The sequence below is a fragment of the Sulfolobus islandicus Y.N.15.51 genome, assembly GCF_000022485.1.
GTDB classification, from domain to species: Archaea; Thermoproteota; Thermoprotei_A; order Sulfolobales; family Sulfolobaceae; genus Saccharolobus; species Saccharolobus islandicus.
Genome location: NC_012623.1, coordinates 1,696,418 through 1,710,926, shown reverse-complemented (window position 1 = coordinate 1,710,926; position 14,509 = coordinate 1,696,418). Strand labels below are relative to the sequence as shown.

The window sequence follows — 14,509 nt, the reverse complement described above, 5'->3', positions numbered from 1 at the left end:
CATAAAAACTTTTTTAACAAGAGTTTATTTTCATGAAAACGAACAGATAATTATGGATGGAAAATCTTTGCTTCAAGGTAATATAATTAGTTTGATTGCCTCACTTATCATATTATATGGACTCATTCTCCTATTAGAGAACGGTATTTATTTTGCCTTATCTAAAGTTTTTCTAATCCTTATGACTTTCGTATGGATATTAGCAGTACCGTCTTATCTCAACTATCGGAGAAGTGGATTAAAAAAACAGTGGATCTTGAATTATTTTGCAATTCTTGCAATAATAATAACGTTTATAGGGATGATTATTGCATATACGGGAAATTTCTTGGGAGTAGAAATTATAGTATTAGGATATATATTTGAACCAATAGCTGGAATATCAATATATTTAACAACGTTAGGTTTTTCCAAAACATACTCCTCCTTATTCTTCTGGGGTGCAGTAGTGTTTACCATCGGATTGCCTTTATATCTGAGTAGTTTGGGGATAGTCGCGATAATAGGAGATATAGTAAAAATGATAGGAATAGTAGGGTTGATGATGATAGCCAGAAAGACTTATCTAGCAAAACCAAGTTAGGGCGAATAAAAAGAAGATTATATTATCGCTTTATACTATTTACCCGTTAGAGTTATGGCGGTTTCACATCTATTGCTGCTACTGGACAAACGTTAACACATACCATACAGAATATACAAGCCTGCTCATTAAACGGATCAGCCTTTTTTCAGATACTGGATTCCCTGGAGTATCAAACCATCGAAAAACGTTTACTAAAATTGGAGGTTAAGGGGGAGGAAAGCCTCCCTAGCGGGGATGGATAGCCCCTTATATTTAAATACTTCTTTTTCTAAATTTCCTTAATGGCTAGGAGGATTAAGGCGATCAGAGCTACTGTTTCTATGAAGATCGCCCTATCTCATTCCCTCCTAGCCCTTGTTAATAACTATGTAAAGGCAATACGCTTCACCCTATTCTGGTTGAAAGAAAATGTTCCAAATCCTAATGAAAAGAAAGTGTTAGGAAAAGTCCAAACCATAGAGTTAGCAAAGGCCATCAGTAAAACCGTAACTAAGATTGATGACATTCAGCTGGGATTGGATGAGAGGAAAAATGTTGAGAAGAGGAAATTCTATGTTTTAATTGGAGATAACATAGAGATTGGCTTCTATTATAACCTTTATTTACCCGATGGAAAGAGAAATGGTATAGTAGAGATGATACCTTACTACAAGCAGTATAAATAATAAGGCATAAACGTTGATGATAATAATATGATATCACTTATTTTAACATTAGATCATAGGAGACTTGAGGGTTTGGTAGAGGATTTTTTAGCAAATCCTAGTCTTTCTCTTTATACCATGATGTGGAAAGCGTATACTAATCATATTTATTGGGAAGAGGAAATTCTATTTAAAAAGATTACAGATACTTCTTTTCTTGCCATCATAAGAAGCTTGGAGATAGAGCATGGAAGCATGTGGATCTTATTAAAACAAACAGAGGAGTTATTGAAATCTAATGAGATTGAAGGAGCGAAAGATAAAATAAGGGAGTTTATGAGAGTACTTTTAGAACACGATGGTGCTGAAGAGGGAAGTGTGTATCAGTTTCTTGAATCATTATCCGATGAGGAACAAGCTAAGTTAGTCTTGGAAGATATAGAGTTAGCGGAACCACCTAGTGATTGGAAATGTCACGCAATCACCTAATAGCTTAGGTGTTTCGTATAAATCCTTAGTCTAAAAGCAAGAAACGTGTGAGATTACCACTTTTATTGATGATTACGGGAATATTACTGCTTTTACTTGGAGGAGTACCTGCAGTATTTGAGTTCATGAGCATGCAAGGGTTCTTCATAGACCCCACGGAGTCATTATTCCCGGCTCACTGAGTTTAAATGATACAACTTTAAGGAAATTTTAACCAAATTTCAAATGAACGAAATTGTTGTCCACACTCTGAACATGTGCCTGCTTTGTGGATTAGTTGAATTTTCTTAGATCTTAAGCTAGGAGAAGTAAAATAAATTCTAAATCTTATGTTGAGTTAAAATTTAGCTATACGTTCCTATTGAGAAAAACTGAAGAATTCCACAAAGCAACATTTGCCAAAATTGTTATAAGTTATTGTTTTTGCCATTTAAATTTACTAGTATTCATTATTTATAAAATCCCATATTCTGCTTTAAATCATCATTTAATTAATCTCATTTTGAACAACAATTTCATTCGTTTTATCGGAAATATAAATGAATATAAAATAAAATCTTTAATGAAGGTCTCCTAAAATGACTATTAGTTTCTCATAAATATCATCGCTAATAATTTTACGCTCTTTTACCGTGTATGCATAACTTACTATATACTATATATTTTCTAAATTTTCTATTGAAAGATATTTCTATCAGTTTTATCTTATATTTTACGAGCAGGCATTCACACACTATTTTCCTTCTATGCTTGTAGAAGGCGTATCTGAATAGCTGTTCGAATAAATTACGTCTCTTATGACTACTATTGAGATAATAAAGGAATAGGGAAAGAAACAGAAAAGTTTTAAATGAGTTTTATTTCTGTATTATTGTGGTTTGTAAAGAATGGAAAATAAGGTTTAAGATGAGGAAAGCTGTAACTTTCGAAGAATTTGTAGACTATCTATCTAACGAATTTTCTAACATAAAAATTTTGAATAACATAAGGGAGAAGCTTAAATTGCTCAGAAATGACCCTTTCAAATACTCTAGGGAGAAGTTAGGTAAGGATAAATACGGTAATCCAATGTTCTCTATAAAAGTTACGGGAGATATAAGGATACTTTATAGCGTTGATCCAAAAAATTGTGTAGTTTTCATTTGGGAGGTTGGGTCTCATAAGAAGGTTTACGGGCTTTAGCTTTCTCCTTAACTTTCTTTATTACTTCATCAAATAATTTATCTATATCCTCATCATTCTCTAACTCAAGGAATCTTTCTCCATCTTCATCTTCAACAATTCTCATATATATAAACTACTCACAGGTGTTATTAAAGGAATGTGTTAATGAAATTACTCTTTGGGGCGAATAGTGTAGAAATAGTATCTTTATTGTGTTATAAATTATTAAATAGAGTAAGAGTGCCGCTATTAAGATGAAAATGAGTAAGTGAGTTTATAAGGGTATAAGTAACGTTATACTCTATAACGGATTACATTATGACAAAATTTATAACTTAATATTGGCACTATCAATAGAGGAATTCTCTACATGGAGTAAGTCAAGCCTAGATTGTCAGAGGTGTCTTTTACGTTAAAGTACAAATTTATACCTAAATGACTACATTATATTCACACTATGTTAAAGTTAGTTTATGCTTTTGAACGTTTAAGCAAATAATTTTTAAAATATATTATAATTATTATTTTGCTAGCTAATCTTTAAATGGTATATTGAGCTATTATATATCATGGTTTGGAAAGTTCTTTTACTTGGAGTTCCCCTTTATACTAATTTAGGTTTTTTAGGATTTTGCAACATCTCTCTCATACAAAGTGATGGTAAGACCTTAATCTATGATCCGGGCCATTTTGGCAATAAGGAGGCTTTATTGAACTCATTAAAAAGTATTGGTCTTTCAGTTTCGGACATTGATGGAGTTATTGTCTCTCATTTGCATTATGATCATTCACTAAACTCCTTGATATTTCCTAAAGCAAAAGTATATGTGTCTCAAAGAGAAGTTGAATACGCTTTAAGTGGGACTTCTGATCCATATATAGTAAATTATTTACCTACCCTTCTTAAGGATAAATTAGTTAAAGTAAAGAATGGAGACGAAATATATGGTTTGAAGTTTATTTTATTGCCTGGGCATACTGCAGGTACTATGGGAACTTTATACGACGATGTACTATTCGTAGGCGATGCAATAAAATATATAAGCGATGCTAAGAGGAGGAAGACCTCCTTTGCATATTATAATATTAAAGTATAAATAGGGCTTTATCTATAGGTAAGGTGATTGTACCAGGACATGACATACCTTTTAAGATAGATGGAAGTACAATTACTCCACTAGTAGAATATAAGAACGAGTTGATAGTATATTTAAAAAATAATATTAATATAATCACAAAAATGGAATATTAGTCATTAATGATTTTTCTCTCATAGTTAGAAAAGTTTATTAAGACGTTTAGGAGACGATTAATTATGGTTTCGATGAAAAATAAGGTAATAATTGCATCTAGCTTTGGAATGGCCCTAGAATGGTATGACTTCTTTACTTATAGTTATGTAGCAACTATAATAGCACCTCTATCCTTAGACCCCAAATTCATTTTACAAAAATAATTGCATTGCATAATTTTTTCTAACCCAGAAAATTTTGTAATTAGAGAAAAAGTTAAGGGAGATGTAGTCTGGTATTACTTTAGGGGAGAAACACTTGACAACACCAGACTACATCTCCCCTAAAATACGTGTGCAAATCGAGGAAAAATTATTTTCCATCATAAACTTCAAGGGAAGAAGGGCAGAAGAAGTCAAGAAAACACTCCTACGGGGCAATCCACGCAAAACAAGAGAACGAATAAAACCAAGTATTACAAGAGAAAAGGAAATAAACAAGTAAGGAGAAAAACAACATAAGCTCATAGAAAACATGGGGATAAAACCCCATCTACAAGGCTAGCTGTGAAGCCCCTAGAACGATCTAACAAGAGGGGATAAAAACCCCCGAGTAGGAGGTTGTAACAAAATACTCTAGGGGCTGAAACACTTAACACTATGCAAAGAAAACAAGGTATTATGAGAACAAAAAATATCTCGAGAAACGCGTAATACACAAGCATGGAATTAAAAGTTACAAACAAGGCCTTCGCAATTGATATTTCACAAAGCAAACTAACAGCAGCAAAGGGAGAACTAGTAGTAGAACAAGAAAAATCAGCAGTATACGTCAAGGAGGTAAAGGAATTCAACCACGACAACGAGGGAATAGAGGAACTAATTAAATTCCTAGGAGAATATAAGGAAGGAATAATAGAGGCAACTGGAATATATTACTTCTACCTACACGAAAAACTAACGGAAAAAGGATACAAGGTAACAGTAATAAACCCACTACACCTAACAGAAATACTAGGGAAAAAGACAGACAAACTCGACGCACAAAGGTTACTAGTAGCACACATGACCGGAGTAATCAAGGGATCATACATACCAACAGGAGAAATAATGGAGCTAAGAGAACTAACGAGATATAGGGAAAGCTTAGTAGAGAAGACAACACAAGTAAAGAACGAGATAAGGAAAATATTAGAATTCGCGGGATATAAAATACAACCATTCGACAAGAAGGGAAGAAAACTACTTGAAAAGCTAGTAAAGGGGGAGGGACTAAGCAAGGAAGAGAAGGAGGAACTAAAAGAAAAACTAGGGAGAAACTTAAACGACGCGGAAAAACTAGCGTTAAAACAATTAGTTGAACTGTTAAAAAACTTGGAGAAAATGATTAAGGAGGTTGAGGATATGATAATTTCCAAGATTCCAAAACCAGTAATTGAGTTGAGTAAGATCCCCGGAATTGGTTTGATTAGTGCTGCAACTATTTACGCTGAGTTCGGTGATGTTTCCCGTTTTTCCAGTTCTAAGGCTGCTAGGGCTTATGCAAGCTTTGCACCCAAAACTAAGCAGAGTGGTGATAGCGAGTCTCACTCCGGTATGATTAGGGGTAATAAGTATTTGCGTAGAGCTCTCTACTTGGTTGCCAAGGTTGCTAGGGGTCTTGAGCCTTTTAAAGGGTATTATGAGAGGCTTATTGCTAGGGGGAAGAGTGTTACTCAAGCTACTTGTGCTCTTGCCGGAAAGCTTGCAAGCATTTGTTATCATGTTATAAAGGACGGTGTTTACAAGGGAGTTGTCAAGAAGAGTTTTAGGATTCCTAGGGGTAAGGAAGTTAATGTCAAGGACTTCGACGTGGGAGACGCGCTAGACTCGTTATCCCCATAGGTTTGTTAGAGGCGTCAGCATGTAGTGCCTTGTAACAGCAGCACTAACAAAAGATTCAGTAGAAAACAAGACAAAAGAGCTTGGCATATCACCACAAACAGTTAGAAACTACGTGGAAGAACAACCACAAGTAATAGACCAAATGCTAAACGTGATCAAAACGATTTCCGTTAAGGAACTAGGTGGAAGAAAACGTGTAAAAATATCAATAGACTGGACATCAATAGAATACAAGGGAAAACCTATATAGGCGTTCAGTAATAAATCTTTCGCTCAAACTTCAAGCATAGTATTAGCTAACATTGCCACGTGGGTCCTTTCAACCCACGTGGCGATTCGAGGGAGGGCTTACTTATTTAGGCTCATAAGGCTTATTATTATACCAAACACTCCAAACAACCCTTGCCAACTTCCTAGCCAAAGCAACATACAACTTCCTACCTTTCAACCTATCCTTGTGTGTCTCATAAAACTTCAATAAGGTTGGATTCCTAGAATAATTCCTCACTGCCAAAAAGTAGAACAAGCTACGCAAGTACTTATTACCCCTCTTGGAAATCCCCCTACTTACCACAGCCTTCCCGCTCCTCTCAACGGTAGACCCAAAATCATATTAGAAAAAATATTTCTGATAGGATAATATCGAATTTATAAAAGATAAAGAAATTTATAAGAGTATAAAGAATTCAATTGAAGAAAGGGTTTAAGGTGAGGGAGATTGAGTATTACCACGTGAGTTAGTGAGATGGTAACACCCGGTCTACCTCACCAAACATTCAACAAATAGGATATAAATTACTTTCCATGTTGAACTTCCAAGGGAAAGAAAGGGGAAGAGGTGGCGAGAACCCTCATCTCAGCGTGTTTATGGAACGATTCGGTGGAAAGCAAGTCGAGGGCGTATGGCGTGTCCCCACAGACCGTGAGGAATTACGTGGAGGAGCAAGGGGTGGAAGTTATTGAGAAACTCTTGGAAAGCGCCAGGAAGATATCCTTGAAGGTACTGAAGGGAGTCAACGAGATAGATCTTTCAATAGACTGGACAACCAAGACGTGGTACGGGAGACCGGTGGGAGGGCTCGGGAGTTCGGAGGAGGGAAACTCTTGGAACTACGCAACTGCAACGACAAAGTTTAATGGGAAAGTGCTCCTACTGGCCTTCGTCACTCAAGTCAAGGGGATGACTAAGGAAGAGATCGTGAAGGCCCTCGTGGAGCAAGTCGTCGCGATGGGGTTCAAGATAAGGTTGATAACTCTTGACGCTGGTTTCTACACGATTGACGTGCTCAACTTCGTTTCGCAGTTCAAGTATATAGTTGCTGTGCCTGTTGGGGATGTTAAGGTGTATGAGGAGTTTGACGGGGATTACACAACTAATAGTAAGAGGCATAGGAGGGATGAGCAGGTCAAGTTCAGGCTTCTCGTGTACAGCAAGGAAAAAGTGAGGAGAAAGAGTCTTGTTTATTTTGCTGGGGCTACTAATCTAGACCTATCCAAGAGGGAAGTGTTGGATTTGTATAATAAGGTAAGAGGTCCCATAGAGACCTCTTATAGGAACATTAAGGCTTTTCTTCCATTTACTGGTTCTACTAAGTTTGTTTTTCGCACGTTGATCTTCGTGCTGGCCCTTGTACTCTACTCCTTATATATCATATTCAAGGGGGAGGTGGGGAGAGAGGAGTTTAGATTATTATTAATTCTTTTATTTCCTGATTTATTCAATCCAGAGAATTTTACATTTAATATAATTGAAACACTTATTTACACTATAGATTTATTTTCAAGGAGGTGATTTTGGGTCTACCGCTCAACTACGGGATCTAAACCACAATAAGCCACAAAGGACTCTGGTTTAGGAAAACGCCTAATATCACCAACAATACCAGCTGCAAGCTTCCCAACAGCTGGTATAGTCAATAGGACATGATCTTGAGGAACTTGCCCCTCAATCATCCTCCTAACCTCCTTCAACCTCTCTTGAATCTCAAGGAGGTTTTTAGCCAAGATTTTGATCTCCTCAAGCACTATTGGCGTGTATTCAAGTTGGTAGAACTCTTCTCGTTTAAAATCTCCTTTCGCAAGTCTTTCCAACCTATCCTTGTTTACCTTATCGTTATCACTTACTAAGAATAATGCCCTCTTTAACCTATTCTTGTATTTCGTCTCTATGTCCTTTAGGAAGAGTGTTGTCATTTCCTTTAAGGGGTTGTAATCGTACTCCTTAGCCTTGTTAACCATGTTTTCTAATTTTTCTGCATCGTAAAAATCTGTTTTCTTTCCCCTAAACTCTTTTCTCTTGATAACACGTTTGGGCTGACTTGTGGTACTTTTATCCCTCTCTCCTTGAAGTATTGTGAAGGCTTTATTGCATATACTCCGGTAGGCTCTAGGACTATTGTGCAAGGTTTCATCTTGAGGATTTCCTCATAACCCTTCTTACTGTTCTCGTATCTTCTCACCCTCCCCCTGCTAGTTATTAAATGTTCTTTTGATATATCTATTCCTATTACCCCTACCTCTTTGTCACACCTATATTCGTGAATTTTATCACAATGTTCAGTCCGACGGTAGGGGTGAGTCACGCCTATATAGGAAATACTAGTGATGTAAGTTCCCCGAAAAACCTTAATACTAATATCGTGAGTATGAAGTGTGAAGTGTAAGGTTGCAATCGATATTGGAGGAACTTTTACTGATTTCATAATACTCTCCGAGGTAGGTGAAGTTAGTACGATAAAATTTTTAACTAATCCCAGAAATCCTGGTGAGGTAATACAAAATGTAATAAAAGGCTTAAACTGCGAGGTAGAGGAGGTAGTGCATGCCACGACATTAGCTACAAACGCTTTATTAGGGCAGGAGAATCTTAACATTCCCAGAACTGCTCTTCTTACTACTAAAGGTTTTAGAGATGTAATAGAAATAGGGAGACAAAATAGGCCTAGATTGTATGATCTGTATTTCGAAAAACCTAACCAAATAGTCCCCAGAGAGTTAAGAATAGAGGTAGATGAGAGAGTTAATGCAGATGGTGAAATTTTAAAAGAGGTAGATGAGATAGAGGTAGTGGAAAAGGTAAGCAAGATAAAAGCCGAAGCCGTAGCAGTGAGTTATTTACACTCTTATATTAATCCACATAATGAATTAAAGACTAAGGAGGTCTTAAAGAAATATTTTAAGTATATCTCAATATCCTCAGAAGTAGCTCCAGAACCACGAGAGTACGAAAGAACTTCTACCACGGTAATTAATGCAGCTTTAATGCCAATAGTCTCCTCTTATCTTGAAAATATCCAGTCTTCTTTACCGACTGATAATTTTTATATAATGTCAAGCTCTGGAGGGCTAGTAGATATTAATGAGGCTTTAAATAAGTCCGTCCAATTAATAGAATCTGGTCCTGCAGCTGGAGTGATAGCGTCAGCCAGTTTCCTTCCCGAGGAGAACTTAATAAGTTTTGATATGGGAGGGACTACAGCAAAAGCGGGAGTCGTAATAAACGGCAAATTCGAGATAACTTCTGAGTATGAAGTAGGAGGAGAGGTTCATCACGGTAGAGTGGTTAAGGGTAGCGGGTACCCGATAAGGTTTCCCTTTGTGGACTTAGCAGAAGTTTCAGCTGGAGGAGGTACGATTATATGGAGAGATGAGGCTAACGCTTTAAGGGTGGGACCGATAAGTGCTGGTGCAGATCCCGGACCGATATGTTATAACAAAGGGGGAAATAAACCAACGATAACTGATGCTAATTTAGTCTTAGGTAGACTTGGAGAGGAATTATTAGGAGGAAACATGAAACTTTATAAAGAGAAGGCCTTAGAGGGCTTATCTAGACTAGGTGATCCATATGAGGTAAGTAAAGTCGCGTTAGATTTAGTCAATTTAGAAATGGCTAGGGCTATAAGGTTAGTTACTGTTGAGAGGGGCTTAGATCCGTCAAATTTCTCTCTTATAGCTTTTGGAGGGGCTGGTCCTCAACATGCGTTATATTTAGCCGATGAGATAGGTATAAAAAGGGTAATAATTCCACCTTATCCTGGACTGTTTAGTGCATTAGGACTTTTACTTGCTGACTGGCGTTTTGAGGCTAGGAAATCTTACCCTAGAGACTTAGAGAGGGACTTCAAGGAGTTAGAAAATAAATTAATTGAAAGGCTCAAAAAGGTTGATTACTTCATTAGATATGCCGATGTTAGATATAAGGGGCAGGGATGGGAACTGACAATTCAGGTTCCAGAAAACGTTAATGAAATTAGAAAGGTGTTCGAGGATAAACATTTAGCTACATATGGTTTCGTTATGAGTGATAGGGAAATAGAGATAGTTACTATAAGGGTGTTCGCAATTAGAAGGAGAGTTACGCCAAAAATATCACCTACATTTGGGAACGAAAACAAACCTAAGGAAATTAGAAAGGTTCTAATAGAAGATGATTGGGTTAATACAGAGGTCTACGTTAGGGAGAAGTTACCTAAGGGATTTGAAATAAGGGGTCCGGCAATTATTGAGGAGTATAGCTCTACTATCGTGGTCAAGCCAGGTTGGAAGGCTTTAGTAGATGATTCAATTATAATGGTGAGAGAATGACGAGTTGGGAAATAATTCATAAGGCTTTTGAATTTATTGCAGAAGAAATGGGAGTTATGTTAAAGAGATCGGCGATGTCACCTAATATTAGAGAGAGAATGGACCACAGTTGTGCCATTTTAGACGCTGAGGGAAATATCATAGCTCAGGCTGAGCATATACCCGTTCATCTAGGTTCATTCAGTGTAGGAGTTAAGAATACTCTGAAAATCGTTAATTTAGAAGAGGGCGATATGGTTATATTAAATGACCCTTACATTTCTGGTACTCACTTAAATGACGTAATGCTGTTAGCCCCTATTTATTATAACGGTAAACTCATAGGATACGTTGTTAATAAAGCTCATCATGTAGACGTAGGAGGACCTTCTCCAGGGAGTTTAAACCCTTATGCCACTACAATATATGAGGAGGGACTTGTAATACCTCCAGTAAAGATAATTAAGAAGGGTAAGCTAAACGAGGAGATAGTTGAGATTGTTAGAGAGAACTTTAAGGTTCCAGAAGTATCCTTAGGTGATTTAAATGCTCAGATCTCAGCTAACTTAAACGGTGTATTGAGAGTAAAGCAGCTAATAGATAAATACGGCTTAGATAGAGTTTTATCTTCCTGGGCAAAATCAATTGAATACGGAAGATCCTTAGCTCTTTCTGAAATTTCTAAATGGAATGAGGGTTCATTTGAGGATGAGGATTACTTAGAATTGGATACTTTAAAGAGAATAAGGGTTAAAATAACTATTAGTGATAAGGGAATAATTGCAGACTTTAATGGAACTGATAATCAAGTTGAAGCTCCATTTAACGCAGTATACGGTGTTACTTTTTCTGCAGTGAGTTTTGTGGTTAGGTCTTTAATAGGGAAGGACATTCCTACTAATGAGGGGTTTTATAGCGTAATTAAGGTAATAGCACCAGAGGGTACTATAGTTAATCCATTAAAGCCTGCAGCAGTCGGAGGAGGAAACGTTGAAGCTTCACAGAGGATTGCAGATGTCACATTTAAAGCGTTTTCACACTCAATTCCAGTACCAGCTGCAAGCTCTGGTACCATGATGAACGTAATGATGGGGGGCACTTATAAGGGAAAATATTGGGCTTACTATGAGACTATAGGGGGAGGTACGGGGGGAAGACCAAATAAGGATGGAGTGTCTGGGGTTCATGTAAATATGACGAATACGTTAAATACTCCCATAGAAATAGCTGAAAGGCATTATCCAATACTTTTCACTACATATAGAATAAGAGAAGGAAGCGGAGGAAAGGGTATGTATAGGGGAGGAGATGGAATAATAAGAGCATTTAAGGTTTTAGAGAAAACTAAGCTCTCAATAATGGCTGAAAGATTTAAGGTTCCACCTTGGGGATTAAAGGGAGGAGAGAACGGAAAGCCAGGGAGGGTTACAATTATCAGAAAGGGTAATGTTGTAGAGGAAATGCCCAGTAAGTTCTCCACTATTTTAAATCGGGGAGATGAGGTAATAATTGAAACCCCAGGGGGAGGAGGATATGGAAGCGAGAAATAGTGATCTATTACTCTTTTTTCATTCAATTTTAGCTAAACATTTTAAATTATAAGAGGCATGTAAGTAACAGTTTATGGCTATAAAATTAGAAAAGTTAATTTTCTTTCATAATTTTACTATGCTTCGTAAACTGCCCACCCAGATACTCACCATCGTACCTAGCAAACTACTTCAAGGGGAAATCAGCCAGACAAGTCTTGAAGAAATTCCCAGAGTTAAGAAAATACACAAACCCCGTCCGGGTGAGGCTTGTCATTCTTTGTCAGAAAAAGTTAAAAGTGTGTTTTATAATGTTTATTGTAATGAGTATAAGTACTAGTGCAGAAATATATTACGAGGAAGCGGAGGAGTTTTTATCTAAGGGTGATCTTGTTCAAGCTTGTGAGAAGTATTATAAGGCTGCTGAGGAGGCTATAAAGCTTCTTGTTATAGAAAATAACCTAAAAGAAATAATAAATGAGGCAGAAGAGCACGGGTGGGATTCTAAGACATTAAATGATGCGGTAACTGAACTGTCTTATAAGCTTGGAGATAATATAATAGACATGTGGGCATCAGCGGTAACACTTTTTACTGCAAGGAAATTTATGGATAAAGATTTAATAGAGAATTATAAGAAAGACATTAAGACGCTAATTGAGGAGGCCAAGCAAAGATTTAGCATTAAAGTTCTTAAATGAGGCTGAGGAGTTTTTATCTAAGGGTGATCTTGTTCAAGCTTGTGAGAAGTATTATAAGGCTGCTGAGGAGGCTATAAAGCTTCTTGTTATAGAAAATAACCTAAAAGAAATAATAAATGATGTTGAGAGCAAGGGAAGATGGGAAAGCGAAAACTTGTTTAAAGCTTCCAAATTATTACGAAGTAATAATCCTGAAATACTAATTCTATGGAAAAGCGCATGGACTCTTCATGTGGAAGGATTCCATGAGCTTAGTTTAAACGAGAAGGAAGTTAAAAAACTTAAGGAAGATGTTAAGAAACTAGTTATATTTGCCATTAATAGTTAAGGATTTTACTCCTAATTATAGCTTTTTTCCTTAACCTTTCTTCTATACTTGATAATACTAAACATAAAATATTACTAGTAAGAATAAACTGCTTTTGAATTGTTCTTTAAGTGTTTACTCATAATTTATCTATATATTATATGAAATAATTATTTTTAGATATTTTATTAAAAATTTATCTCTTCCAAAGGGAGTGTGGATAACAATTTTGTTAATTCAGTATAAATTATATAAAGTGTAAATTTATTTTCAATTCGCCACAAGGGAGTGTTCTTATGCAGTCATCTTATTCGAGAACTTATAGTAAAATTATATCAGAGTTTCTCTAATATTCTGTACTCCCCTCAAGTAAGCCTCGTTCAAGGGAGTCTTCTCCCTTGAATAAATTACTGGATACATGACATTAAGTAAGGCAAGACTATAATCAACCATTCTCTCACTCCTATTGACAGCCCTAGTGTCCCTAGCCAACCTAGCCAAATGAGCCCTACAGTAAGAGTTATAACTCTCAACCGTATAAGTGTACTTCTTACTTGCAACGTGATTGTCAAGGACTTGATAAACAGAGTAATCATCAGTGTAATTAACCTCACTCTTAGGCAGAGAATTCAAGAGAAAACTAAAAGTCTTATAATCCCTATCACCCGTAGTAAAGAAGGGTAAACCATCAGCTAAGGCATTCCAAATCCACAAGTTCTCCCTCTTGGAACCATGCCTAACCCTAAGGTAAGTCCAACTCTCGTCAAATACCGTGACTTTTGCGGTAAAGCTTTTTAGTTGCTCTTATAGGACTAATAAATTAACGTATGCCACTATTCCTTTTCTCTTTATCAGACTGTAAACTGTAGTTAAAGGTTTTCCCTCAACTTTAGCTATTCCCCTCATGCTCATCCTATTCAAGTACTCCTTCAAGATCCTCTCCTTTTGCTCCCTACTCATCCCATGACTATTAGCATCGTAGAAAGTCCTTCTGCAGACATTACACTTGTACTTTGTCTTACCTCTTGATGAACCATTCTTGATCACCTTGTCCGACTTACAAGATGGACAGTTTGGCCTAATCTCCCTCCTCTTCCTTACACCCAATTTCCTAGTGTAGTAATAAATTGTTGATGGCGGTATTCCAAGCTTAGTTATTGGCACTCCCAACAAGTATGCAGCTATTGCCATTGAGATCCTTTCTAGATCGTGTTTTCTAGGCTTAACCTTTAAATTCTCTAAAATCAATACTATTAATTGTGTGAGGGTGACGAGGTCCATTCTCGTCTCCCCTATACAATCTCGTCACCCTCACACAAGAAGTTTTCTCACGAAGACTTATAATCTTAACATATATTTAATATTTTTACTATTCAATATCGAATAAGATGACTGCATGAGAACACCC

Annotated in this window: 13 protein-coding genes and 8 pseudogenes; 17 read left to right on the top strand and 4 right to left on the bottom strand. The window is 36.6% G+C overall.

Going from position 1 to position 14,509, the window contains the following annotated elements:
- Positions 1–52 precede the first annotated feature (52 nt).
- A complete protein-coding gene (locus YN1551_RS09425) occupies positions 53–583 on the top strand; it encodes a hypothetical protein (protein WP_012717632.1) in 531 nt (176 codons plus the stop codon).
- 52 nt (positions 584–635) lie between these two features.
- Here YN1551_RS09425 and YN1551_RS15950 read toward each other — a convergent pair.
- A pseudogene (locus tag YN1551_RS15950) lies at positions 636–778 on the bottom strand (4Fe-4S dicluster domain-containing protein); the annotation flags it as partial.
- An 89-nt stretch (positions 779–867) separates the two neighbouring features.
- Between YN1551_RS15950 and YN1551_RS09420 the strand changes: the two are divergent.
- The 10 genes and pseudogenes from YN1551_RS09420 (at position 868) to YN1551_RS17505 (ending at position 6,248) form a co-directional block, all read left to right on the top strand.
- Entirely contained in the window at positions 868–1,251 is a 384-nt protein-coding gene (locus YN1551_RS09420; RefSeq protein ID WP_012715982.1) for a hypothetical protein, read from the top strand.
- Positions 1,252–1,278: 27 nt separating this feature from the next.
- Positions 1,279–1,719: a hemerythrin domain-containing protein gene (locus tag YN1551_RS09415; RefSeq protein ID WP_009070277.1), complete on the top strand. Its 441-nt coding sequence runs from the start codon at positions 1,279–1,281 to the stop codon at positions 1,717–1,719.
- Positions 1,720–1,766: 47 nt separating this feature from the next.
- Positions 1,767–1,898: pseudogene (locus tag YN1551_RS17260) on the top strand (nitric oxide response protein); the annotation flags it as partial.
- Between the two features lie 727 nt (positions 1,899–2,625).
- Complete coding sequence (locus YN1551_RS09410) at positions 2,626–2,901, top strand: type II toxin-antitoxin system RelE family toxin (protein ID WP_012717630.1); 276 nt, start codon at positions 2,626–2,628, stop codon at positions 2,899–2,901.
- Between the two features lie 551 nt (positions 2,902–3,452).
- A complete protein-coding gene (locus YN1551_RS09405) occupies positions 3,453–3,980 on the top strand; it encodes an MBL fold metallo-hydrolase (protein ID WP_238527810.1) in 528 nt (175 codons plus the stop codon).
- A gap of 218 nt (positions 3,981–4,198) precedes the next feature.
- Positions 4,199–4,339 (top strand): hypothetical protein, encoded by a 141-nt coding sequence (locus tag YN1551_RS16625; RefSeq protein WP_012715989.1) that lies wholly within the window; start codon positions 4,199–4,201, stop codon positions 4,337–4,339.
- Between the two features lie 94 nt (positions 4,340–4,433).
- The gene (locus tag YN1551_RS17510; protein WP_238527809.1) at positions 4,434–4,619 is read left to right on the top strand and encodes a hypothetical protein; all 186 of its coding nucleotides are present in this window, start codon (positions 4,434–4,436) and stop codon (positions 4,617–4,619) included.
- Positions 4,620–4,837: 218 nt separating this feature from the next.
- Entirely contained in the window at positions 4,838–5,998 is a 1,161-nt protein-coding gene (locus YN1551_RS09400) for an IS110 family RNA-guided transposase (protein ID WP_012715521.1), read from the top strand.
- Between the two features lie 40 nt (positions 5,999–6,038).
- Positions 6,039–6,107: pseudogene (locus YN1551_RS17885) on the top strand (DUF4322 domain-containing protein); the annotation flags it as partial.
- A gap of 3 nt (positions 6,108–6,110) precedes the next feature.
- Positions 6,111–6,248: a hypothetical protein gene (locus YN1551_RS17505; protein WP_080513590.1), complete on the top strand. Its 138-nt coding sequence runs from the start codon at positions 6,111–6,113 to the stop codon at positions 6,246–6,248.
- A 102-nt stretch (positions 6,249–6,350) separates the two neighbouring features.
- Here the strand turns inward: YN1551_RS17505 and YN1551_RS15940 are convergent.
- Positions 6,351–6,593, bottom strand: a pseudogene (locus YN1551_RS15940) (transposase); the annotation flags it as partial.
- Positions 6,594–6,743: 150 nt separating this feature from the next.
- On the opposite strand from YN1551_RS15940, the pseudogene YN1551_RS09395 reads away from it, so the two are divergent.
- Positions 6,744–7,790: pseudogene (locus YN1551_RS09395) on the top strand (ISH3 family transposase).
- 11 nt (positions 7,791–7,801) lie between these two features.
- Here YN1551_RS09395 and YN1551_RS09390 read toward each other — a convergent pair.
- Positions 7,802–8,604 (bottom strand): annotated as a pseudogene (locus YN1551_RS09390) (IS110 family transposase); the annotation flags it as partial.
- A gap of 46 nt (positions 8,605–8,650) precedes the next feature.
- Here YN1551_RS09390 and YN1551_RS09385 point away from each other — a divergent pair.
- The 5 genes and pseudogenes from YN1551_RS09385 (at position 8,651) to YN1551_RS09365 (ending at position 13,122) form a co-directional block, all read left to right on the top strand.
- The gene (locus YN1551_RS09385; RefSeq protein ID WP_012717628.1) at positions 8,651–10,585 is read left to right on the top strand and encodes a hydantoinase/oxoprolinase family protein; all 1,935 of its coding nucleotides are present in this window, start codon (positions 8,651–8,653) and stop codon (positions 10,583–10,585) included.
- Positions 10,582–12,114, top strand: a complete 1,533-nt coding sequence (locus tag YN1551_RS09380; RefSeq protein WP_012717627.1) for a hydantoinase B/oxoprolinase family protein — start codon at positions 10,582–10,584, stop codon at positions 12,112–12,114. Before YN1551_RS09385 ends, YN1551_RS09380 begins: the two co-directional genes overlap by 4 nt.
- Positions 12,115–12,236: 122 nt before the next feature.
- Positions 12,237–12,344, top strand: a pseudogene (locus YN1551_RS17500) (transposase); the annotation flags it as partial.
- Positions 12,345–12,416: 72 nt separating this feature from the next.
- Positions 12,417–12,794, top strand: coding sequence for a PaREP1 family protein (locus YN1551_RS09370; RefSeq protein WP_048050306.1), 378 nt, complete (start codon positions 12,417–12,419; stop codon positions 12,792–12,794).
- Entirely contained in the window at positions 12,751–13,122 is a 372-nt protein-coding gene (locus tag YN1551_RS09365; protein ID WP_012715994.1) for a PaREP1 family protein, read from the top strand. Before YN1551_RS09370 ends, YN1551_RS09365 begins: the two co-directional genes overlap by 44 nt.
- 309 nt (positions 13,123–13,431) lie before the next feature.
- On the opposite strand, the pseudogene YN1551_RS15935 reads toward YN1551_RS09365, so the two are convergent.
- Positions 13,432–14,382 (bottom strand): annotated as a pseudogene (locus YN1551_RS15935) (IS1 family transposase).
- Between the last annotated feature and the right edge of the window lie 127 nt (positions 14,383–14,509).

Bases quoted from the DNA above. Each gene is read 5' to 3' on its own strand.
- YN1551_RS09425 (WP_012717632.1), top strand. From the start codon at position 53: ATGGATGGAAAATCTTTGCTTCAAGGTAATATAATTAGTTTGATTGCC.
- YN1551_RS09420 (WP_012715982.1), top strand. From the start codon at position 868: ATGGCTAGGAGGATTAAGGCGATCAGAGCTACTGTTTCTATGAAGATC.
- YN1551_RS09415 (WP_009070277.1), top strand. From the start codon at position 1,279: ATGATATCACTTATTTTAACATTAGATCATAGGAGACTTGAGGGTTTG.
- YN1551_RS09410 (WP_012717630.1), top strand. From the start codon at position 2,626: ATGAGGAAAGCTGTAACTTTCGAAGAATTTGTAGACTATCTATCTAAC.
- YN1551_RS09405 (WP_238527810.1), top strand. From the start codon at position 3,453: ATGGTTTGGAAAGTTCTTTTACTTGGAGTTCCCCTTTATACTAATTTA.
- YN1551_RS16625 (WP_012715989.1), top strand. From the start codon at position 4,199: ATGGTTTCGATGAAAAATAAGGTAATAATTGCATCTAGCTTTGGAATG.
- YN1551_RS09400 (WP_012715521.1), top strand. From the start codon at position 4,838: ATGGAATTAAAAGTTACAAACAAGGCCTTCGCAATTGATATTTCACAA.
- YN1551_RS09380 (WP_012717627.1), top strand. From the start codon at position 10,582: ATGACGAGTTGGGAAATAATTCATAAGGCTTTTGAATTTATTGCAGAA.
- YN1551_RS09370 (WP_048050306.1), top strand. From the start codon at position 12,417: ATGAGTATAAGTACTAGTGCAGAAATATATTACGAGGAAGCGGAGGAG.